Source organism: Pseudomonas capsici (assembly GCF_017165765.1).
GTDB classification, from domain to species: Bacteria; Pseudomonadota; Gammaproteobacteria; order Pseudomonadales; family Pseudomonadaceae; genus Aquipseudomonas; species Aquipseudomonas capsici.
Genome location: NZ_JAFGZD010000001.1, coordinates 204131 through 226874 on the forward strand (window position 1 = coordinate 204131; position 22744 = coordinate 226874).

Sequence of the window (22744 nt, forward strand, 5' to 3'; positions counted from 1 at the left end):
TCCAATGGATTTACCCGCTGCTGATGAAAAACTCCTGAAAGCCCTGGCTGTCGCGCTTGTCGAACACCCGGCAGGTACGGTCAAGGACATCGCCCAGGCTGCCGGTGTGAGCAAGGCGACCCTCAATCGCTTCTGCGGGACACGCAACAACCTCATCGAAATGTTGCTCAACCATGGCTCGCACCTGATGAATCAGGTCATCGAAGCGTCGGATCTGGAGCATGCTCCACCGCTGGATGCATTGAGTCGTCTGATCGAAGGGCACCTTACCCATCGTGAAGTACTGGTGTTCCTGTGTTTCCAGTGGCGTCCGGATTCCATGGACGAGCGCTGTGGTGGCACCCGCTGGATGCCGTACTCGGGAGCGCTGGACGCTTTCTTTCTGCGCGGCCAGCGAGAAGGTGTTTTCCGGATCGATATCGGCGCGCCGGTGCTGACAGAAATCTTCGCGTCGCAGCTGTTCGGACTGGTGGATGCAGAGCGCCGCGGCCGGGTAGCGCGTTCGGGTATGGCAGCTTTGTTGCAGCAGTTCTTCCTGCAAGGGGCAGGTGTGAAGTAAGCGTTCACACCCCCGCCAACTGGCTGGATATCAATCCGTGGGAGGGGCCTTGGCCGCGACGACCTGCTTACAGGCAACACATTTTCAGCACCTTCAAGCCGGCTGTCGCGGCCAAGGCCCCTCCCACAAGTGACAGTTATGCCTTACTTAACTGATCGGTCGGCTGGCCTATCCTTGTAACGCCTCGCGCATGGTCTGCATTTTCAGATCGCTCTCCCGATACTCGCTCTCCGGCTCCGATTCACTGACCAGTCCACACCCGGCAAACAGGGTCGCTCGCTGACCATCCAGCAGTGCAGAGCGCAGGGCGACGGCAAATTCGCAGCTGCCGCGATCATCCAGCCAGCCCACCGGCCCGGCGTACCAGCCACGGTCCAGATGCTCATGATTGCGGATGTAATCCAGGGCTTTGCTTCGCGGCAGTCCACCCACCGCCGGGGTAGGATGCAGGCTTTCGGCGATGCCCAGCAGGCTGGTGGAGGGTGCAAGCGTGCCCTGGACCGGCGTCAGCAGATGCTGGATATGCGGCAGTTTGTGCAGACGCGGCTGTCGGGCGATATCCAGTTCCAGACAGTGCTGACTCAGGCATTCCTTCAGGCTGGCGACCACCATCGCATGCTCGGCATTGTCCTTCTGACTGGCCAGCAATTGCTCGCCCAGCCTTGTATCGTCAACCGTGTTGCGACCGCGAGGTGCGCTGCCGGCCAGAGCCATGGTCTGCAACTTGTTGCCCTGCACGGTCAGCAGGCATTCGGGCGAGGCCCCCATGAAACAACTGTTCTGCCGGGCGAAGGCAAACAGATAGGCATTGGGCTGTTTGTGCAACAGACGCTGCATGACCTGATGCAAGGGCTGCGCTATCGGTATGTTCTGCGAGCGGGCCAGCACGACCTTTTTCAGATCGCTGCGCTGGATCTGGCTGACCGCATTGCTCACATCCTGTTTCCAGAGATGCGCCATGGACAGACGCACATAGTTATCGGCCGGCACAAGAGTACCGGGCACGGGACGCTCGAGAACTGCAGCCCATTGCTCTACCAGCCTTTCAGCCAGTTGCTCACAGGCGGTGTCTTGTTCCACTAGCGCATTGACGATCAGGCGTGTGCGGCCTTCGTTTTCGTGCAACTCGAAGCGCGGCAAGGTCATGGCGGCATCGGGGAAATCTCGCCACAAGCGGGTCCGGTGATGCTGTCTGTCAAAGGCAAAGCCACCGAACAGCGCCGGCCGGTGGGGGCCATGCACAACGGCGTCTGCCGCCAGACTCTGCCAGCGTGTTTCGAGCGTCTGCCAGCTCTCGGTGCTATCGGTATTGAACTCGTGGACAAGCCCCAGCCCAAGACGATATTGCGCCTGAGCCTTGACGTGCCACAGGCTGGCCGGTTGCAGGTGCTGGCGGTTGGCGCTGAACAAGGTCAGCGGTTCGACTTCCGGTGAAGGCGTGGAGAACGACGCCAGCACCCGAGGTCGCTGCGCACTGACCCGCTGCCGGGCCTGTTTCAGGCATTCCAGAAGCCCGTCGAACGAGGGAAGTGGGTTCATTGTTCACGAGCCTCCGGATGCAGGGTGCGCCAGTGCGTGATCTGCTGATTGATGAACCAGTGGATCAGGTCCTTGAAGAAGTCTTCGGTCTGATCCACCGGCAGGCCCGCTTCGGCAGCCCATTGCCGCCGCTCCTCAAGCATGGCCGCGACCCGCTCCGGGGCCGGAATGCTCTGTTCGTCGGCCTTGAAGCGGGTCGCGGCCTTTACATAGGTCAAGCGTCGGGCAAGCAGGTCGACGATCTGCTGGTCAATGCTGTCGATGCCCAGGCGTATGTCGCCCAGGTTCTGGCAGTCGGGCGCGGACTTGATGGCACTCATGGAGAACTCCGGATTCACTGAGCCATGACGGCGAGTTGGCGTTTGTCGATCTTGCCCACGGCGGTCAGCGGCCAGGCACCGACCCACTCGAACTGATCGGGCAACTTGTCTTCGCCCAGCCCGCACTGGCGCAACTGGTCGCGTACCTGCTGAGCGGCGCCCGGAGGTTGTTCGCCGAGAATGAAGGCGCAGATGCGCTCGCCCAGCAGGTTGTCGGGTACGGCAACCACAACCGCGGCTTCGACTTCAGGCAAGGCATTGAGGTGGGATTCGATCAGTGCGGCGGAGATCTTTTCCCCGCTGCGCTGGATCTGCTCCTTGATCCGGCCTTCGACGATGATGTTGCCTTCCGGGGTCCAGCGCGCTAGGTCACCGCTGCGGTAAAAGCCATCCCGGGTAAAGCTGACGGCGTTATGGGCGTCGGCCCGGTAGTAACCGGAGATGGTGTAAGGGCCGCGGGTCAGTAACTCACCGGTCTGGCCCGGTGCGACGTCCTGCAGATCGGCGTCCACCAGCCGTACTTCATCGAATGGCGACAGCGGGCGACCCTGAGTGTTGATCACCACATAGAGAGAGTCCGAGGGGCGGGTGTAGCACAGCAGGCCTTCGGCCATGCCGAATACCTGTTGCAGCCGACAGCCGAGGGTGTCCAGCAACTGCTGCGCCAGAACCGGATCGAGTCGCGAACCGCCGACCTGCAGCAGCTTCAGGCTCGACAGATCGCTGTCCTCCCATTCCCGGCCCTGAGCCCAGAGTTGGGCCAGTGGCGGCACCAGCGCCACATGGGTGACCCGTTCGCGTTCGATCAGCGGCATCGCCTGATCGCAACTGGCGCTTTCTCCCAGAATGACTGTCGCGCCTGCCGCCAGACTGCCCAGGATACCCGGGCAGGCCAGGGTGAAGTTATGGGCGGTCGGCAGGACTGCGAGGTACACGCTGTTGCTGTCGATTTCGCACAGTTCTGCCGAAAGGGAAAAGTTGTAGGCGTAGGCCGCATGGCTGCGGGGAATAAGCTTGGGGGTTCCGGTGGTGCCGCCGGAAAGCAGCAACAGCGCGGTGTCGCGCGGATCGATGATCGGCCATGGCGGGCAGGGCGCATCCAGGGAAGACAAGGCAGTAAAAGCTCCCGGTTCGCCATCGACAATCACATGGCGCAACGAGGGCTGGCGCTCGATGATGCCCACGGCCATTTCCCGGTAATCGAAGTCACGGATGCGCTCGGGGATCAGATAGGCCACCGGCTCGGCCAGTTGGCACAGCGCTTCGATGTCCTGGGCGCGTTGGGTGGGCATGGTCAGGATCGGCAGTGCGCCGATGCGCATCACGGCGAAAAAAGCGCTGACAAAAGCCATGCCGTTTGGCAGTTGCAGCATGACCCGGTCACCGGCCACGATGCCCAGTGCCGCCAGCCCGCCTGCCAGACGTTCGACCCGTTGCTGGAGTTGTGTGTAACTCACGCGCAGCTCGCCTGCGACCAGAGCGGTAGACGAGCCCTTGGCCTGCGCCCAGTGTTGCAGGCGCTGGGGAAGTGTCAGGTCGAGATAGGGTTGCAGCGGGTCATTTGCCAGTCTGTGTTCTGTGTTCATGTCAGGCTCCCGTTAATGATGGAAAGGGCTGATGCTGTTCTCGATAAAGTCGAGAACCCGGGCCGCAAAGGCCCTGGGACGCTGAGTCAGATAAAAGTGATCGCCTGCCATGGCATGTTGCTGATGATCGCCACACAGCCATTGGCTCCAGGCAGCGACTTCCTCGGCATCGGCCTCAGGGTCATGGCTGCCGTGCAGCAGTAAGGTCGGGGTGCGCAGCCGCTGGCGCTGTGGATCAAGCAGGCGGTGATAGCTCTCGGTGGCCTGGAAGTCGGCGCGCAGCAACGGCATGAACAGCATCAGCAGGTCGCGGTCGGCCAGCAGTTCTTCGCTGCAGCCACCAATGGCGACCAGTTGCTCGATAAAGCGCTGGTCATCCAGGTGGCTGAGCAGACGCCTGCCACTCAGATGCGGTGCATGGCAGGCAGACAGCACCAGCCCGGCGGGCGGTGTACCGGCTTTTTCCAGCAGCAGGCAGGTTTCGAAAGCCACCTGAGCGCCCATGCTGTGCCCGGCCAGAATCAGCTTCTGGCGCTGCGGGTTGCTCAGTGCCCGGATTTCGGCGGCAAGGCTTTCGGCCAGTGGCTGGACCTGACGCACACAAGGTTCATGCATGCGCTGGTCGCGTCCCGGATAGACCGCCAGCGACAGATCCAGGCCCGGTTCGTCCAGGCCGCGCCAACTGTGAAACGCACCACTGCTGGCTCCGGCGAAGGGGCAGAGCAGCATGTGGGTGTCGCAGTGGTCGGCCTGAAGATAAGGTCGCAACATCCCCATGACCTCAAGCCTCCGCCCGCAGTTGTGCGGCATCGATGATGCGCGGCGGCGCGACCGAACGCTGCTCGGCAGGCCCGGCGCAGCGCAGGGTTTCCTGCCAGAGCCTGGCCAGTGCCAGTTGGTAGTCGCCGCTCAGGCCGGTTGTGACAGGCTCGCCCTGAATACAGGCCTTCAGGCGCTGCAACAGCCAGGCGACCCCTGCCGGTCCTTCGATTTCATGGGCACTGCGCCAGTGGCTGGCCGCCGGATGCAGCGGCAGCGCAGTGGCCCGTTCCAGGTAATGGGCGGTACTGGTGTAGAGCGTCTGTCGATCATCGTCATGGCTGTCGGCATGCAGCGCGGGCGTCCAGTTGACCGGGCCATAGCTGGCATCCAGCGACAGATAACCGCTGCTCCAGGCCAGGTTCAACTGATGCATGACCAGGCTGTGCAGATCCGGGTCGTCGGGGTCCATCCAGCTTTGCAGGCGCAACAGCACGCGGCTGCCGGGCAGATTGAGCGACAGGGTGTGGAAGTCCGGATCGCGATCCACCAGGTTGACGCTGGCCTGGGCTGCCAGCTCGCAGCCCAGGGCTTGCAGCAGCAGGTCCAGGCTCGAATAGAGCAACTGGCGACTGGTGGTCAGTTGCGCCAGTTGCGGTTTCTGGCCGTCGAGCAACTGGCTGACACGTTGCGCCGCTCCGGTCCAGCAACGTCCGGCTTCAGTGTGCGGGTAGAAACTGTTGACGATGTAATGCAGCCCCGACTGCGCGGCCAGTTGCTGATGACGGGCGATTTCATCCGGGTGAACCGGATGCTCCTGAATGACATGCAGACCGCGGCGCAACAGCTTTTCCGTGAGCTGCCCGCCGACACCGCCAACGATGGCCGAGCGCACCACGACACAGGCAATGTCCAGGTCGCCGGGCAGTTGCTCGATGTCGGTGTACAGCGGGATGCCGAAGGCATTGGCCAGCGACCGTGAGCGCGGGCTGCCATTGGCCAGCAAGCCAGCCAGTTGCAGGCCCGGTTGTTCGTCCAGAAAACTGTTGAGGTACAGCTCGCCGAATTTGGCCCCGACTATCAGGACCTTCAAGGGTGTACTCATTGCCGATGCTCCTTATGGGTAGCTGCCAGCCAGTTGTTGATGGCGGCGGCGGTGCGCTCGACCTGTTGCGGTTCGAGCAGCAGTTGCCAGTGATCGCAGTTCATGGTCTGGCGACTGGCTTGTGCAGCCCAGTCCTGCCAGTCCCGCTCGGCGGGTTGCCAGTGCTGTGGACGCCCTTCGGCAGTCAGCCACAGGCAAGGCAGGTTCAGGTGCTGCGGACGCGAATGGCGGGTCAGCAACTTCATCAGATGTTCGATGCGTTGCAGCCACTGTCGAGCCTGTTCCGGTTCCGGCTGGTTCTTCAGGACTCCGGCCCGTGTGGCATTGCCCATGAACACTTCCAGTTGCCTGGACGGGGAGAGCTGTTCCAGATCGTCCGGCAGTTCGACGGTCTTCGCACCCTGGGCCATCAGGCGCAGAAGGCCCGAGCGGTTTTCGAAGTGGAAGTCCTCACGACAGACCGGGTCCAGCAGGATCAGGCGCACCTGCTGGCCCTCACGCTGCAACAGATGAGCCGCGGCCTCGGCCACGAATGATCCGTAGGACCAGCCCAGCAGCACATATGGCCCGTTGGCCTGTTGACGGCGAATGGCGCATACGTAATTGGCTGCCAGATCCTGCAGGGACCGAGCGTTCAGTGCCTCGGCGGCCTGCAGGCCGAAGACCTGCAGATCCAGTGCCCGAGCCAGCGGCAGGTAAGCGCCTGTCTCGCCATCGGATGCATGGAACACAAACATCGGCAGCTTGTTGCGCCCACGGGCCAGAGCCAGCGGATTGTCGTCGGAGCGGGTTTCAGTGGTCTGCAGGGTGGCGCAGAAGTCGCCCATACGCGGGTTGTCGAACAGATTGCGCAAGCTGCTGCCCGGATACCCCATGCGGTTGAGGCGCGCGATCATGCGAGTCGCGATCAGGCTGTCGCCGCCACTCTGGAAGAAGTCGCTTTCGGCATCCAGGCTTTGCCCGAGCAGTTCCTGCCACAGGCCTGACACGGCGCTGAGGATGGCCGGGTCGACGACGGCAGTCGGTCTGGCTTCTGCCGCAATGTCTTCGGTCTGCGCTGCATTGGATTCACTGCCAAAGTGTTCGACCTGACGCAGCGTCAGTGGCCAGTCAGTCGGCTGTGCGATACCGGCCTGCAAGGCAGGCAGATCCAGATGGCTAGTGCCTTCGGCCCTGGCCAGCATGAAATGCTGACGCATGCTGTCCCTGGCCTGCTCTGGCCAGTTCATCACCCAACTGAAGCCTGAGGCCTGTACGGTCTGACGCCAGCGCGGCAGGTCGAGCATGGCTTTGTCGTCCTCGCTGCGCTCGTCTTCAAAGTTGCTCAGCCCCTCGATGAAACCGATGCTCGCCAGTTGCAGCGCACTGTCGCGTTCGGTTGCCTCCAGCAACAGCAAGTGGCCGCCGCTGCGCAGCAGGCGATGCAGACGCTTGAGCGAACGGCTCACGTGGGACGCATCGTGCATCACGTTGACCGCTACTATCAGGTCATAACCCTGTTCGGGGTGCTGGGTGAAATCCACGGGCCGATTCAGGTCCAGAATCGAACTGGTCAGTTGCGGCCAGTCGGCAAAGCGCTCCTGCGCCTGCTTGAGGAACAGCGTGGACAGGTCGGTGAAGCGGTATTCGCTCAGGTGGCTTTCCAGCATCGGCAACAGGTGATTGGTCGTGGCACCGGTCCCGGCACCGACTTCCAGCACCCGCAGATCACGCCGCTTGCCGGCCAGCGCCTTGGCAGTCAGCGCCAGCGCACTGTTCAGGCAATGCAGGACCGGGTTGTTGCTGTAGAGGGCCTTGACCACCGCGTCGCTGTTGCCGAACAACAGACTCAGCGGCGAACGATCTCCGCGCAGCAATTCCCCGTGCAACTCGATGCAGGCATCCAGGTAGGTCGAAAGCGTCTGGCTCCATTCGGCAGCGGGCAGGCTGTCGAGGGTGGCCGGGGCGCCCTGTGGCAACAGGGTCAGGTAGCTTTGACCTTGTTGTTCCACCCAGCCCTGCTGGCAGAGCATGCCCAGCCACTGGCGCAGCAGCCCGCGGAATTGCGGCAAGGCTCCCAGGCGGGTCATCACCTGTGGCAGGTCATGGCTCTGACCGGCCTGGGTGAACAGCCCATGCTGTTGCAGGGTCGCCAGAATGCCCTGGCGGGCACGGCTTTCCAGCGCCTGCCAAGTCAGATCCACTTCCTGGCGCTGTGCGTCGTTCAGGTCCGGCAGTTCGCTCAGCGGCAATGGCAGCGGGGCGAGAATGCGGTCATCCAGAGCCGCCGGCGGCGTGGCAATCAGTTCGCCGAGCAAGGTGCGGCTATCGCTGTCGACACTGATCCGCGCGGCATGCACGCCGCTGGCAGCGCGCAACTGCGTTTCGAGCGCTTGCGGATCGAAGCGCTCACCCTCCAGGTTCAGGGACCAGTCGTGGCGCGGCAGGGCGGGTAGCTCATCGAAGCCTTGCGGCTGGCTGGCCAGCTTGTGCAACAGTTCGCCGTAGGCCTGGAACAGGTTGTCGATCAGGCCATCGGCCAGCACGTCTTCCATGCAGTACCAACTGAACACCAGTTCACCGTCTATCTCCATGACCTGATGGTCGAGCCAGACCTGCGGGGTCTGGGTGAAGACATGCACCGGGTCGCCCAGGGTCGAGGTCATGGCCTGATCGATGGCCTTACCATCCAGAGACATGCCGAGCATGCTGGTGAACACCACCGGCATGGCCGGTTGACGGCTCTGGCCCTGACGGCGTCCGAGTTCGCGCATCAGTTCCACGCCGTTGACTTGGGTGTGAGCCAGACGCTGCCAGAGGCGTGCCTGGGTACTTTCCATGACCTGACGCAGGCTGTCGCCGCGTCCCAGCTGGAAGTCGATCAACAACACCGAAGTGAAATCGCCGATCAGTTGCTGAACCTGCGGATGCAGCGGACGGCGGTTGAAGTAGGTCAGGTTGAGTGTGAAATCCGGCGTGCGGCTGACGCTTTCCAGGGTCTGGGCAAACAGCGCCAGCAAGGCGGCCGAGGCGGTGACGCCCGACTGCTGGCATTGCGCTTTGAAGCGGCTCCAGTGCCCGGCACCCAGAGTGGCCTGCAGCGTTCGGAAACGTGGCTGACCCTGTTGCGGCACGTCGGCCATGGGCAACTGCGGTGCAGGCGGAAGCTGCTCCAGAGTGTCCTGCCAGTAGCGCCAGGACTGCCGCCATTGCAGGCTGTCGCGCTGGGCCAGATCGGTCAGTACATAATCGCGGAAGGTCAATTGCAGAGGTGCGAGGTCCTGACCGGCATAGGCGGTGGCCAGATCATCCATCATCACCTTGAAACTCTGCACATCGAACAGCAGCAGATCAAGGTTCATGTGCAGACGGCAGTTGCCGGCATCCAGTTCGCTGACCGCGACCTCGAACAGCGGCCAGCGGTCGGCGGGCAGGACCCGATACGACATCTCTTCGCGAATGCCCAGCAAGCGTTGCTGCTGTTGCTCCCCTGGCAGGTCGCGCAGGTCATTGCGTGGCAGTTTGTACCAGGGCGTCTGCTCCAGAATGCGTTGCCGACCGTCGCTGTCCACCACCATGCGCAGCATGTCGTGGCGGGCGATCAGCGCATTCCAGGCCCGCTCGAAACGGTCCAGGTCGAAGTCGGCATAGGCCTTGTCCCATTCGAACAGCACATGGCAGGCCACACCGCCGTATTCGATCAGATCGGTACGACCGAGCCAGTAGGCGTGCTGAATCGGCGTCAGCGGGAATGGCTCGAAGCGGGCCTGCGGATCCGGCACGATCTGCAGATCGTTGGAGGCCACTGGTGCTTTCCCGGCATTGGCCAGCAACAGGGCGCTCAGACCGCGGATGCTGAGGTCGCGATAGGCCTGTTCGGCGTCCAGACGAATGCCCAACTGGCGCTGGATATCGCTGCTCAGTTCCAGAAACAGCAGGGAATCCAGGCCCAGTTGCATCAGGTCCTGGTTTTCCGATGGGGCGGAGTCGGAGGCCAGTCGCAATTGTCGACAGATCGATGCGCTCAGCCACTGATTCAGTGCCTGACGATCGGCCTGCGCATCGCCGGTCAGGATCGGTGCTGCAATGGCCTCGGTCTGCCGGTTTTTTCTGGCGGGTGGCTGGGTCGCAGCTTGCTTGTGCCGCTGCGTGAACAGTTTGCGACGGGGATCGATGCGTTCCTCATCCACACGCATTGCCAGATGCCATGGCGCACCGCGCATGATCGCCTGTTCCAGATGCCAGAGTCCTTCGCCGGTTTCCAGCGTGCCCATACCGCCTTCGGCCAGTCTGGCATGCAGGTTGTCTTTGGCGGCACGACCGATTTCACCCCAGGCGCCCCAGGCAATGCTGATGGTGCGCAGGCTGGCATCGGGGCTGGACTCGGCCAGACCGTCCAGATAGGCACTGGCCAGTGCATGGGCACCCTGGCCCGGCGCGCCGAGACTGGCGGCGGCCGAAGAGTAGAGCAGCAGATAGCGGCCCTGATCGGCCAGTGCGGTCTGGAGCTGGAGGGCAGCCGAGCATTTGACCTGCAACAGCGGTTGCATGCGGCTGTTGTCGAGGTTGGCCAGCGGCGTATCGTCCAGCAGTCCGGCGCTATGAATGGCACCGCTCAGGCCGCCGTCCAGTTGCAGGTCTTCCAGACACATGCCCAGTGCGGCCGGGTCGCTGACATCGCAGTCGAGCCAGCGCAGTTCGCAGCCGTGCTGCTGTTGCAGGCGGGCGAACCATTGCCCGGCATCTTCAGGGCAGCGAGGGGCGAGCAGGGCAATGCGTCGGGCACCTTGACAAGCCAGCCACTCGACGCTCAAGCGACCCAGGCCGCCAAAGGCACCGGTCACCACATGCCAGCCATTGCCGGTGAAACTTTGCGCCGGGAGATGTGTGGTGCCGTGGGTTTGTACGGCCAGTGTCTGGGCCTGTACCAGACCCTTGCGTATGGCGATCCAGCGTTCGCCGCTCTGTGCGGCACTCAGCCCCGGCAAGAGCTGTTGCCATTCATCACTGCCATCCAGATCGATAGCCGCCAGTGCCCGCTCCGGTTGCTCGGCACTGGCAACCTTGAGCAGTCCCCAGATCGCACGCTGCTCGGGATTCACGGTGGTCGTTGACCAGGCATTGCGGGTGACCACCAGCAAGGGTTGGTCCGTATTGCGGGTCAGGGCGTCGAGCACGTCGGCGGTGATGGCTTGCAATGCGCCGTTTTCCACGATCAGCAGGCAGGCCTTTGCCTCAGGGGCGTGAGCGATGCCCACAGCGGCCAGTAACGGTCGTGCGCTGGCCGGTTCAATGCGCAGCGCCGGTACAGGTGAGTCCTGCACTTCCAGGGTTTGCCACTGCCAGGCGTAATGAGTACCGGGCGCTGCCTTCAACGCAGGCAGAGCAACGCTGGCGGCTGGCTGGTTATCGGCACTGGCCAGCAAGAGCCATTGCCCCTGGGCGTCACGCTGCTTGAGCGTTACACGGGCGACCCCGAACGGGCTGGCGCACCATTCCAGCGACAGATCGTCCAGCCGCTCCGGCAAGGCGACAGGCTGAGCGAATACCGGTACCTGGCGCGTCTCTCCATGCCGAGCGGCCAATTCGTTGCACGCCTGTTGAAGGCGCTCCTGCCAGCGCTGGGCTTGCCCGACGCAGTCTCTCCAGTCGGGCTGATAGAGGCTTTCACCCAGTTGCCGACCCAGAACGGGGCTGCCACTGTCGTGTCCGGCACTGACCGGGCTGGCGGTGATGCTGGAGGCCTGGGTACGGGCCAGCAGAATATGTTCGCTGATATTGGCGGTGGCGCTGCCATCGTCCGGCAGCCAGTCCAGGCGCTCGAAACCGCTTTCCCGACATTGCTGCTGCCAGTGTCCGGTGGACAGAAACAGCTCGCCGCCACGCGCCTGTTCGTCGTGCAGCGGCAGTACCAGCGGGCCGAACACGAAATCGAAAAGCCGCATCGGACGGGTGATTTCACGCATCAACAGACCACCACCGGGTTTGAGCAACGGGCGCAGGTTCTGCAGCGTCTGCCCCACATGCTGGGTGGCATGGATCACGTTCGCGGCGACGATCAGGTCATAGTGACCGGCCTGGAAACCTTGCTCGCCGGCGGGTTTCTGCAGGTCGAACTGGGCGTAATCGACAAAGTTGTACTCGCTGAACTTTTCTTCGGCACGGCGGCTGAACAGCGCGGAAATATCGGTAAAGCAATACCGCACATCCGCCACGTCCTTGAGTTCGGGCAGTAGCCAGGCGGTGGTGCCGCCCGTACCGCCACCGACTTCCAGAATGCGCAGCGGACCGCCACCGTTCTGCCGGTTCTGGTCGATCAGCCCGGTTATCACGCCTGCAGCGATCTGGTTGAAATAGCGACCGAAGCTGAATTGCTGATACAGCACTTCAACGCCGCTCGAAGCGCTTTCCGGGAAGATCACTGCCACGGGCTCGACCGAGCCGTTCATCATGGCGAAAAGCTGCTCGCCGGCACGTTCGACGGTTTCTGCGATCACGTCCAGACCTTCGCAGCAGTCGCGCAATTCCTTGAGCAAGGTTGCCCGTTGCTCGTAAGGCACGGGAATGGCCGTGCGGTAGCGGCCTTGTTCCTGCGTGTAGTAACCGTCTTCCACACAGGCATTGAGCAGGCGTACCAGCAGTTGCCGGTGACGCGGCAGCAGACGCCCGCCACGCAGGATATCCAGCGCGGGAGCGCCAGCATCGATGCGTTCGCCCACGCACTGACGAACCATCTGATCGACATAGATCGCGTGCAGCTTGGTCACGCACACATAGAGACGTTCCAGACGCGGCAGGTCCAGGCTTGCGCCTTCCTCCACGACGACCTTGCGACCGGCTTCCAGCAGCGGGTCTTGTTGCACCGTCGCCAGTGTCCGGGTCGGGGTGTCGCACCAGTAGCGTTGTTCATCGAAGGCATAAAGCGGTGCCTGGATGCGTTGCCCGCTGCCTGGCAGCAACTCGCGCCATGGCAGGTTGGCTCCGGCGGCAAACAGGCGCAGCAGGCTGTCCTGCAACACCGTCTGTGCGGGCTTGTGGCGTCGGGCGCTGGCGATCCAGGACACCCCCGGTTGTTGCAGGCGAGTGCCGATGCCGGTCAGCGGCGCATCGGGGCCAAGTTCGAGGCTGATGCCGACACCGGTTTGCAGTGCCTGCTGCAATGCCTGATGGAAGCGCACCGGTTCACGCATGTGTCGACGCCAGTAATCGCCGCTTTCCAGCTCGGCCTGGGTCAGCGGCTGGCCGGTCAGGGTCGAGATCAGCGGGATTTTTGCAGGGGTGGGATGCAGGCGGGCGCAGGCTTGCTGGAACTCTTCGAGGATCGGGTCGAGCAGACGAGAGTGCGCTGCACCGGCCACGCTCAGGCGGTTATGGCGAATCTGCAGGTTTTGCAGCGTCTGCGTCAGGGCCTCGATGCCGTCGCGATTGCCCGAGGCCACCAGATGCTGTTCGGCATTGTGGACGGCAATTTCGACGCCATGCTGGTGAGCCAGAGGTTCCAGGGTCGTGGCGTCGCAGAACACGGCGAGCATCGCACCGTCGGCGGCGCTCTGGTTCATCAGGCGGCCACGGGTAATGACCAGTGGCAGCACGTCTTCCAGACGGTAGATGCCGGCGATGACCACGGCCGCGAACTCACCCACCGAATGGCCGATCAGCAGGTCCGGCGTCAGGCCTTGTTCCCGCCAATGGGCAGCCATGGCCACGGCAAAGGCGACGATGGCCGGTTGCGCGTAATCCATGCGATCGATCAGTGCCTCATGTTCGCCGAACATCACTGATTGCAGCGAAGGCTGAAGGTGCGCGGCGCAGGCGGCAAAGCTGCGGTCAAGACTTTCGGTAAAAGCCTTGGACCGGCCATAAAGATTTTTGCCCATGCCTGCCCATTGACTGCCCTGACCGCTGCACAGCCAGAGCTGTGCGGCCTGTTGTGCATGGCCTTCATGCAACAAGGCATCGCTGTTGCCCTGGGCAAAGGCCTCGAGTGCCGGTGCCGTTTCATCGTGCAGCGGCACGGCAAGGCGGTAGGGCAAGTCCAACTGACGACCATGCAGCGCGGTATGGGCCAGATTGGCCGCAGCATCGCTGTGTTTGAGCTGCTGGGCATAGCGACCGGCCAGTTGCCGCAGCGATGTCTGGCTGGCAGCACTGAGCAGCAGGGCGCTGGCTTCTGGTTTCGGGCTGGTGTTACGCAAATGGTCGGGCATGGCTTCGACGACCACATGGCAGTTGGTACCACCTATCCCGAATGAGGAAACACCGGCACGGCGTGGTCCGGCTGGCCAGTCACGTGGCCGGGTCGGGACATGGAAAGGACTGTTTTCCAGTTGCAGTGCCGGGTTGGCCCGCTCGAAGTTGATGCTGGGTGGAATGCGTCCGTGGCTGACGGCAAGTACGGTCTTGATCAGGCTGGCGATACCGGCTGCCGTGTCCAGGTGGCCGAGGTTGCCCTTGACCGAACCCAGCGCACAGCCACCGATATCGCTGCGCTGGGCGAATACGTCGCGCAGCGCCTGCACTTCGATGGGGTCGCCCAGTGGCGTGCCGGTGCCGTGGGCCTCGATCATGCCGATGCTGGAGCATTCGATATCGGCCAGCAGCAGCGCATCGCTGATGACTTCACGCTGACCGACCACCGATGGCGCGGTGTAGCCGACCTTGTGATGGCCGTCGTTGTTGATCGCACTGCCGCGCAGTACGGCAAGAATCGGATCGTCGTCGCGCAGGGCATCTTCCAGGCGGCGCAGGGTCACTGCACCGACGCCGTTGCCGGCAAAGGTGCCCTGGGCACCGGCATCGAAAGGACGGCAGCGACCATCCGGCGAGAAAATCATGCCTGGCTGATAGAGGTAGCCAGCCTGTTGCGGAAACGACACCGCAACCCCACCGGCAACGGCCATGGAGCACTCGCCGCTGCGCAGGCTTTCACACGCCATGTGCACGGCGACCAGCGAGCTGGAGCAGGCTGTCTGCACTGTCATGGCCGGACCGCGCAGGTTGAGCTTGTAGGCGGCGCGGCTGGCCAGATAATCCTTGTCGTTGCCCATCAGCGCTTGCAGGCCCTTGACCTGCGCCACTTCGGTCACGCGGATATTGTCGCGGCCCGGATAGGTGCTCATGCGCCCGGAAGCGAAAACCCCGGTTTTATGGGGCACGTCGCGGGGCGCAAAACCGGCATGTTCCAGAGCGTGCCAGACGGTCTGCAGAAACAGCCGTTGCTGAGGATCGATGGATTCGGCTTCCTGACGCGAATAGCCGAACAGCGCTGCATCGAACCGGTCCGGGTTATCGATGGTGGAGGCCACATTGACGAAGTCGGGGTTGTCGATCAGTGCCGGATCCAGGCCGACGGCCAGCAGCTCTTCGCGGCTGAAACGGCGGCTGCATTCGCGGCCGTCCAGCAGGTTTTGCCAGTACTCGGTACTGTCACTGGCTCCAGGGAAACGGCAAGCCAGACCAATGACTGCGATGGGTTCACTGGTGCCGTAGAACTCTTCAAAGGTGTGCATGAATGACCTCTTGGGCAGAAGTAGAAGAAGTGGATGAAGTGCGTTCAAGGCGGCGACGCAGTCGCAGCGCGGGCCACAGACAGATGCAGGCAATCGCCGAGAGAATCGCCAGCAAGGCTGGATAGCCCAGATAGTGGGCGACCTGCAGAGCGGCCATTGAGCCCAGCATGGCGATGGCCGCATCTACCGATTGCAGCAGGGCATAGTCCGAGGCCGGCTGGTGGGGCCGCACGACGCCCATCAGCAGGTTGTAGAGCGTGACGAAGCTGATGGCCGCCGCGACATTGACCAGCGCGAACAGCGCCAGCCAGGCTGTGAGGTTGTAGAGCGTGGCACCCAGAGCTGCTGCAACGGCAATCGCGGCGTGGATGCCCATGGCGGGCAGCAGGCAGTGCCAGGCACCGAAGCGTCTGGCCATCCAGCCTCCGAGGAATACGCCAATCGCGCTGGCGACGGTGCCGTACAGTGCCGTTACAAAGCCCAGATCCCCGAGACTCAGTCCCCGATCCAGCAGCAGAACGGTTTGCACGGCCATCAGTCCGCGCATTGCCAGGTAGTAGATGGCGGTCAGGCACAGGGCAGGCCACAGGGCGGTGAAGCTGCTGAGGTCCAGTCGCGGGTGCTGTGCCGGTTCGGTCCCGGCCTTGCTGGCAGGCAACAAGCCCACTGGCAGCAACAACAGCAATGACACCGCTGCCATCCCGATGAAACCCGCACGCCAGCCCCAGCCCTCGGCCAGGTACAGGAACACGAACGAGCCGAACACCACGCCCAGATAACTGCCGCCCACTTGCGCGGTATTGGCGAACGGACGGCTGGCAGCATCACAGGTGGTAATGGTGATGCCGTCGGCATAGATGTCGTGACTGGCCGACAGCAACGCCAACAGCATCAGGCCTGCCATGATCGGGTAGATCGAGTGTTCCGGTGCCAGAAAACCGAGCACCAGCAGAGTCACCGCCATGCACAGTTGCAGGATCACCAGACTGCCCAGATAGCGGTTGCCGCGCAACGCAATGCTGTGGCGTTCACACCAGGGTGCCCAGAGAAACTTGCCGACCCAGGGCAGGAACGTCAGCGACAACAGGCTGAGGCTGGCAAGGTCCAGCCCCTGATGACGGAAGTAGCCGACTACCCCTTGCAGCATCAAGGCAGTGAGCATGCCTTGATGCAGGTAGTAGCACCAATAAGGAAGGTAGCGGGTCATGAAACACTTCCGATGCGACGCAGCCGCCTGGCGTTGCGCTGGGTCAGTTGCGAGCGACGGGCCTGTTCCAGATCCTCGATGACCGGTGCGCTCTGGCTCAGGTGCAGGGCCAGCGCATGGGCATTGGGGTAGCCGAACAGGTCCGTGACCTGCAAGTGCGGATAACCCTTGCGGCTCAGGTGGACATGCAGTTGCACCAGCTTCAGAGAGCTTGCGCCGGCATCGAAGAAGTTCTGCCGGGCGTCGTGCAGTTTCAATCCGGTGACTTCCCTGAAGCCCTGGCGGATCTGCTCGACGATCTGTTCATCCACCTGGCCGCCGGTTTCCACAGGTTGCAGCACAGGCAGTGCCCGGGGCAGGGCGCTTACCGAATCGCTTGCCTGTTGGCGTATGACCAGTTGCTCCAGAGGCAGGGCCCAGGCCTGTGGCTGTTCGGCCAGTTGCCGCAACAGGGCGATGTATTGCGCGAACATGGCGTTGAGCATGGCGGGCTCGAACAGCGCCTCGACTGCATCCCAGTTCAGGCACAGATCGCCTTCCGACTCGTAGACCTGGTGGTCCAGCCAGATCTGCGGCGTCTGGGAAATACCCCAGACCGGCTTGAGCCAGGACGATTCGGCCATGAAGCGGCCTTTGTCGAAGCCCAGCGCACTGGTGAAGACCACCGGCATCTGTGCGGCAGCCATGCCATTGCGTCTGGCCAGTTCTCGCATCACCCGGATCGCCGAATGATCGCGCTGGGCCAGGTCGCGCCAGAGTCGCTGTTGCAGGCGCTGGGCGCTGCCGAGCCATTGGCCGGTGGGTTGCCAGGCCAGTAGCAGCAAGGAAGTGAAGTCGCCCAAGACCCGGTCGATGTGCGGGTGTAATGGCTGACGATCGAACAGTGTGAGGTTCAGGGTCAGTTCGCGTTCGCTGCTCCAGGCCGACAGTACGGCGGCAAAGGCACTGAGCAGCAGGCCCGAAGGGGTCAGTTGATGCTGGTGCGCCCGGGTTTTCAGGCATTCCCAGGTGGCTGCCGGAATCCGTTCGGCCAGACGCACGAAGCGCGGCGTACCGACTTCGCCCGGATCGCGGCGCAACGGCAGACGTGGCGCAGGCGGCAGGCTGTCCAGTCGACGCTGCCAGTAAGCCTGGGCAGTGACGGCCTCGGGCTGTGTGGCACGCAGACACTGGTAATCCCGGAACCCGATCTCGATGGGCTCCAGTTCGCGATCAGGCTGCTGATACAGCACTTCCAGCTCGGCCAGCAGAATCTGCATGCTCATGCCGTCCAGCAACAGGTTGTCCAGACTGATGAAAATGCTGCTGTGGGTGCCGCCATCTTCGGCAATCTGTACATCGAACAGTGGCCACTGTTCCGGGTCGAGGACCTGATGGGAGAGACGATCGCGCAGTGCCCGGGTTTCCGGAGCCTGCAATGCGCTGACGCGATGGCGTTGCGGCACAAAGGCCGGAACCTGCTCCAGCACTTGCATACGGCCATCGCGCACCACTGCGCGCAGGGTGTCGTGGCGGGTAATCAATTGTTGCCAGACGGCTTCGAAGCGCGGGATATCCAGATGTTCGACGCAGAACTCCACAAAGAAATGTGCGCCTACGCCACCCAGTGCGAAGCCGCGCTGGCGACCTACCAGATAGGCTTCCTGCACATCGCTCAGTGCGAAAGGCTCATAGCGGCCTGCGGGATCATGCTGTAGCTGTGTCGCGGGGGGGCTCTGGTCAGCGACCAGTGTCGCGGCGAAGGCTTGCAGGTTCGGAAAGTTGAACAGGTCATCGAGTCGGGCGCGATAGCCATGCTTGCCCAGTTCGCCGATCAGTCGAGTGGCCAGCAGTGAGTCGCCGCCAAGCTGGAAGAACTGGCTCTGGCAATGCACCGGGCCGGTCTGCAGCAGCTCTTCCCAGAGACGCGCCAGCAGTCGCTCGCTGTCGGTGCCCGGAGCCTGAGTGTCATCAAGGGTTTCGACCACTGGCTTGCACAGTTGGGCCAGCGCCTTGTGGTCGATCTTGCCATTGGCCGTCAGGGGCAGGGCGTCGAGAAAGTACAGGCGCTGCGGGACCATATAGCCGGGCAGTTCGCTGGCCAGGGCTTTGGCCAGTCGTGCGGCGTCGGGCTTGTGCAGGGTGTCGCTGGCACGCAGCACCAACCGTTGCATATCGCCCAGACGATCGGCATGACCGCTGCTCAATCCGGCCTGAGCCAGCAGGTTTTGCCAGTAGGCCGTATCGCGCAGTTGTTGCGCTGCACTCTGACCCTCGCCGAGCAGATCGGCACTGACCAGCGCCAGTGGGGACGCCTGAGCCAGTTCCAGCACACAGACCGCGGCCCCCGGTGCGCAGAGTTTCAGCCAGTACCGGAGCGTCGACTCCGGCTGATCGAGGCGATGCAACTGGTTGTTGATCAACAACACATCGGCGCTGTAATGCAGGGCCTGGCGTTCGGCATCGGTGTCGCGACAGACCTTGCCATGGGCAAAACGGGCCAGACGTTCCCGGGCTTTGAGGACCAGCGCCTGTGACGCTTCGACAGCCGTGTAATGTACCTGGGCCGCGCTCAGTCGCTCCAGCAGATGAACCGCGCCCACCGCGCTGCGGGCACCGGCTTCGATCAGCCTTACCGGGCGTTGCAGGCTCTGGCTGAGGCTGGCAATGGAAGTTGTCAGTTGCTCGAGGGCTGCATGGCTGCCAGCGCTTTGCATCAGCAGATGTTCGGGTGACCAGTACGGATGATCGAGCAGGGTCCGGGCATTGCGCTGACCGCGCAGAATATCGCTGAGCGCGTCGTGATGAGCGTTCAGGGCTTCCTTGAGGGCGTAAGTCGAATCGTTGTCGGCACAGCCGAGCGATCCGGCAACCTGTACGCGCTGCCATAGCCCGTCGGCGTTGCAGCTCAGGCGGCCCTGGGCACTCAGCCAGTCCAGCCAGCGCCCCATCAGCCCGCGCCACTGTTCCTGGGCACCATAGGCTTGCAGCGCAGCGTCAAGGCTGAGCGGTGTGCTGAAATCCAGACCGTTGAGAGCCAGATGCTGAATCAGGAAGTCAGCCAGCAGAGCATCTGGCGAGGCCGACATGTCGGTGATGGAGGAAGACGCCAGCCAGTGCGCATAATCGGTCGGTGTACGCGGATCGGCTTCCACCGGGCTGCACAGACTTGTGCCCTGAGGCACGACAAAGGCCACCAGGCTTTTTTCCCGTTCGCCCAGAGCCATGCTGATGGCACTCTTGACGCCATCCAGACGATTGAAGGCGGCGTCGATCTCGCCCAGCTCGATGCGATAGCCGCCGACCTTGACCTGCTTGTCGCGACGGCCAAGAAACTCCAGAGTGCCATCGGGCCAGTAGCAGCCCATGTCGCCGGTGCGATACCAGCGCTCGCCGTCCACTTCGACAAACTGCCGGGCGCTGCGCTCGATATCGTTGAAGTAACCCTGGGCGACGCCGATACCGCCAATCCACAGCTCGCCTGCAACCCAGTCCGGGCAGTCGCGGCCCAGTTCATCCACCACGCGGTAGCTCTGGTTGGCCAGCGGCGTGCCGTAGGGAATCGAACGCCAGTGGGGTTCGACACGCGCCACGGTGCAGGTGTTGGACCAGATTGCCGCTTCCGTGGCACCGCCCATGGCCACGAACTGACCATCGGTACGGTACTGGTGATAACGCTCCGGCAGATCCAGGCCGATCCAGTCGCCGGACAGCATGACCACTCGCAGGTGCGCCGGACTGTCCAGCTCGAAACCTTCGCTGTAGGTCAGCAGCATGTCGAACAGTGCGGGCACGCTGTTCCAGAGCGTGATGCCATGCTTCACGATCAGCTCGCACCACAGCGCCGGGTCGCGGCGTTGCTGCTCGTTGACCAGCACAATGGATGCACCTGACCCGAGTACACCGAAGATGTCGTAGACCGACAGGTCGAAATGCAGCGCCGAGAGGGCCAGTACCCGGTCGTCTGTGCCGACTTCATGACGCTGGCTGATATCCACGCAGGTGTTCAAGGCACTTCGATGGCTGATGACCACGCCTTTGGGTTCACCAGTGGAGCCCGAGGTGTAGATGATATAGGCCGGTTGTTGCTCATCGACCGGCACTTGCTCCAGCAGCGGCTCGCCGAGGATTGCCTGCTGCCAGTCGAGACGATTGTCGATTTCGCTTTCGCGAGGTTCGTCGGTGCTGGTCAGCACGCATTTGACCCCGGCACCTTTATAGATTCCCAGACGTCGTGCCAGCGGTTGATCGGGCGGTACGGGCACGTAAATGGCGCCTGCCTTGAGGATGCCCAGCACGGCGATGATCTGGCCGATGTCCTTGAACATGCTGACCGCAACCGTATCGCCTGCGCCTACGCCTCGGGCTTGCAGACTGCCTGCCAGGCGGCTGGCCTGGTCGATCATCTGCGCGAAGCTCAATTGGCGTTCGCCCTGAATCAGGGCGATGGCGTCAGGCGTCTCTTCAGCCTGAGCGAATACCGCCTCGTGCAGCAGGCCTGCGGGTACGGGTTGCGCCGTGGCGTTCACCTGCGCGCGAACCTCCCGCTGGATGGCAGGCATCAGCTCCGGCAGCGGGCGTGACCAGCCGGTCGGGTCTGCAATCAGGGCCAGGACCTGTTCGAAATAGACCTCGAACAGCGTGTCGGTCAGTCCTTTTGGGAACAGGTCGTTGTTGCTGTCCCATTGCAGCATGATCTGGCCACGGTGCTCGAACGCCAGATGGTCGATCCACACTTGCGGGGTCTGGGAAATGCCCCAGCCCAATTCGCCGATCGAGGTTTCTTCGGCTTCGCCATACAGCGGGCGTCCCAGGTTGCTGGTAAATACCAGAGGCGCGCCGTGGGGATGGCGCTGGTGCTTCTTGAGTTCACGCAGCACCTCGACGCCGGACCATGCGCTGTGCTCATGGACTTCGGCAAAGGTCCGCTGGTTGGCCAGTGCCAGTTCGGCAAAAGTCTGGCCGTGACATTCCACAGGCAGCGGCAGGATATTGGTGAAGTCGGCAATCATGTCCGATACCGCCGGATGCAGCGGCTGACGGTCGAACAGGGTCAGGTTCAGCAGCAGTTTGCGTTGGCCGCTCCAGCGACCCAATACCGCGCTGAACAGCGTGGCCAGTGCCATGGTCGGGGTCACGCCGTGGTGGCCGGCGTGCTCTTTGAATATCTGCCATTGCCCGGCGTCCAGTTGTCCGCGACGACGACTGATGCGGACCTGCTCGATGCGTTCGGGCTCCTGGGCCAATGGCAGGATCGGTGCCAGCGGCAAGTCGTCCAGACGCGCCATCCACCAGGCCTTGGCCTGTTCGATGCGGGCCTGATCGTTGCGTTCGACCTGAGCCAGATAACTGCAGAAATCGTAGTCGCTGGAAGAGGGCGGCAGCGGTTGCTCCCCGATCAGGGCAATCAGCTCTTCGAACAACTGGTTGAAACTGGCGGCATCGCAGACCAGCAGATCGATGTTGACCTGCAGCCGGTGCTTGCCTTCGGGCAGCAGGCACAGCTGAAAGTCGAAGGTCTCGCCAGTCTCGACCTGCAGACGGCGATGGCTCAGTTGCTCACGCAGTTGCAGCAGGCTCTGCTGGCGCGAATCTTCGTCGTGCCGACGCAGGTCATGAACCTTCAGCCCCGGCCACGATGAGTGCGGCTGCCACTGCTGAAGACCGTTGGGCAGAAAGCGAGTCTTGAGCATCGGGTGGCGTTCGATCAGTTGATAGATCGCAGGCTCCAGCACCTGTGGCGTCAGGCCCTGGCCGTCGAACTCCTGATACAGATGGCAACCCACGCCGCCCAGTGGCTGCTCGCTGGAGCGCCCCACCAGATAGGCATGCTGCACGGCGGTCAGCGGGAATGGCTGGCCATCGCTCATGCGCGGCAGCGGCTGGCTGGCGACGCTCTGGGTGTTGTCATTGACAGCGGCTGTGCCCAGCAGCGCTTGCCAGCCGTCCAGCGTCGGGTGTTCGTAAAGATCGCTCAAGGTCACCTTGAAGCCCTGGCGCCGAAAGCGATTGAGCCAGGCCATCAAGTGCATTGAATCGAGGCCCAGGCGCAGAAGATTTGCATCGCCTGGTAGCTGATCGACGGGCAGGCGGAGTTGCTTGGCGAGTTCATCAACCAATGTCGCGGGGTTGAAGGCTGCAAGCGCTGTGGCGTGCTTGGTCGAGGCTTTTCTGGTCGATGTGTACATGGTAAGACTCCATC

At 62.9% G+C, this 22744-nt stretch carries 9 protein-coding genes; 1 reads left to right on the forward strand and 8 read right to left on the reverse strand.

The annotated features are described in order from the left end of the window. Positions 1-4 precede the first annotated feature (4 nt). Positions 5-559: a TetR/AcrR family transcriptional regulator gene (locus JSY17_RS00900; RefSeq protein WP_117164829.1), complete on the forward strand. Its 555-nt coding sequence runs from the start codon at positions 5-7 to the stop codon at positions 557-559. A gap of 168 nt (positions 560-727) precedes the next feature. On the opposite strand, the gene JSY17_RS00905 is transcribed toward JSY17_RS00900, so the two are convergent. From JSY17_RS00905 to JSY17_RS00940, 8 genes are read right to left on the reverse strand one after another with little or no spacing between them, the layout of a single operon-like run. After that, positions 728-2098 carry an isochorismate synthase gene (locus tag JSY17_RS00905; protein ID WP_206401086.1) on the reverse strand — a complete coding sequence of 457 codons (1371 nt, stop codon included), beginning with the start codon at positions 2096-2098 and terminating at the stop codon, positions 728-730. Further along, on the reverse strand, positions 2095-2418 hold the full coding sequence (locus JSY17_RS00910; RefSeq protein ID WP_117180958.1) for an isochorismate lyase: 324 nt from the start codon (positions 2416-2418) through the stop codon (positions 2095-2097). The genes JSY17_RS00905 and JSY17_RS00910 overlap by 4 nt, the downstream gene beginning before the upstream one ends. Positions 2419-2432: 14 nt before the next feature. After that, the gene (locus JSY17_RS00915) at positions 2433-4004 is read right to left on the reverse strand and encodes a (2,3-dihydroxybenzoyl)adenylate synthase (protein ID WP_206401094.1); all 1572 of its coding nucleotides are present in this window, start codon (positions 4002-4004) and stop codon (positions 2433-2435) included. 12 nt (positions 4005-4016) lie between these two features. Then, positions 4017-4781, reverse strand: coding sequence for a thioesterase II family protein (locus JSY17_RS00920; protein WP_206401095.1), 765 nt, complete (start codon positions 4779-4781; stop codon positions 4017-4019). 4 nt (positions 4782-4785) lie between these two features. Beyond that, on the reverse strand, positions 4786-5868 hold the full coding sequence (locus JSY17_RS00925) for a Gfo/Idh/MocA family oxidoreductase (protein ID WP_206401099.1): 1083 nt from the start codon (positions 5866-5868) through the stop codon (positions 4786-4788). Then, positions 5865-15356, reverse strand: coding sequence for a type I polyketide synthase (locus JSY17_RS00930; protein ID WP_206401101.1), 9492 nt, complete (start codon positions 15354-15356; stop codon positions 5865-5867). The genes JSY17_RS00925 and JSY17_RS00930 overlap by 4 nt, the downstream gene beginning before the upstream one ends. Next, positions 15343-16563 carry an MFS transporter gene (locus JSY17_RS00935; RefSeq protein WP_206401102.1) on the reverse strand — a complete coding sequence of 407 codons (1221 nt, stop codon included), beginning with the start codon at positions 16561-16563 and terminating at the stop codon, positions 15343-15345. Before JSY17_RS00935 ends, JSY17_RS00930 begins: the two co-directional genes overlap by 14 nt. Further along, positions 16560-22730, reverse strand: coding sequence for a non-ribosomal peptide synthetase (locus tag JSY17_RS00940; protein WP_206401104.1), 6171 nt, complete (start codon positions 22728-22730; stop codon positions 16560-16562). The genes JSY17_RS00935 and JSY17_RS00940 overlap by 4 nt, the downstream gene beginning before the upstream one ends. Positions 22731-22744 lie beyond the last annotated feature (14 nt).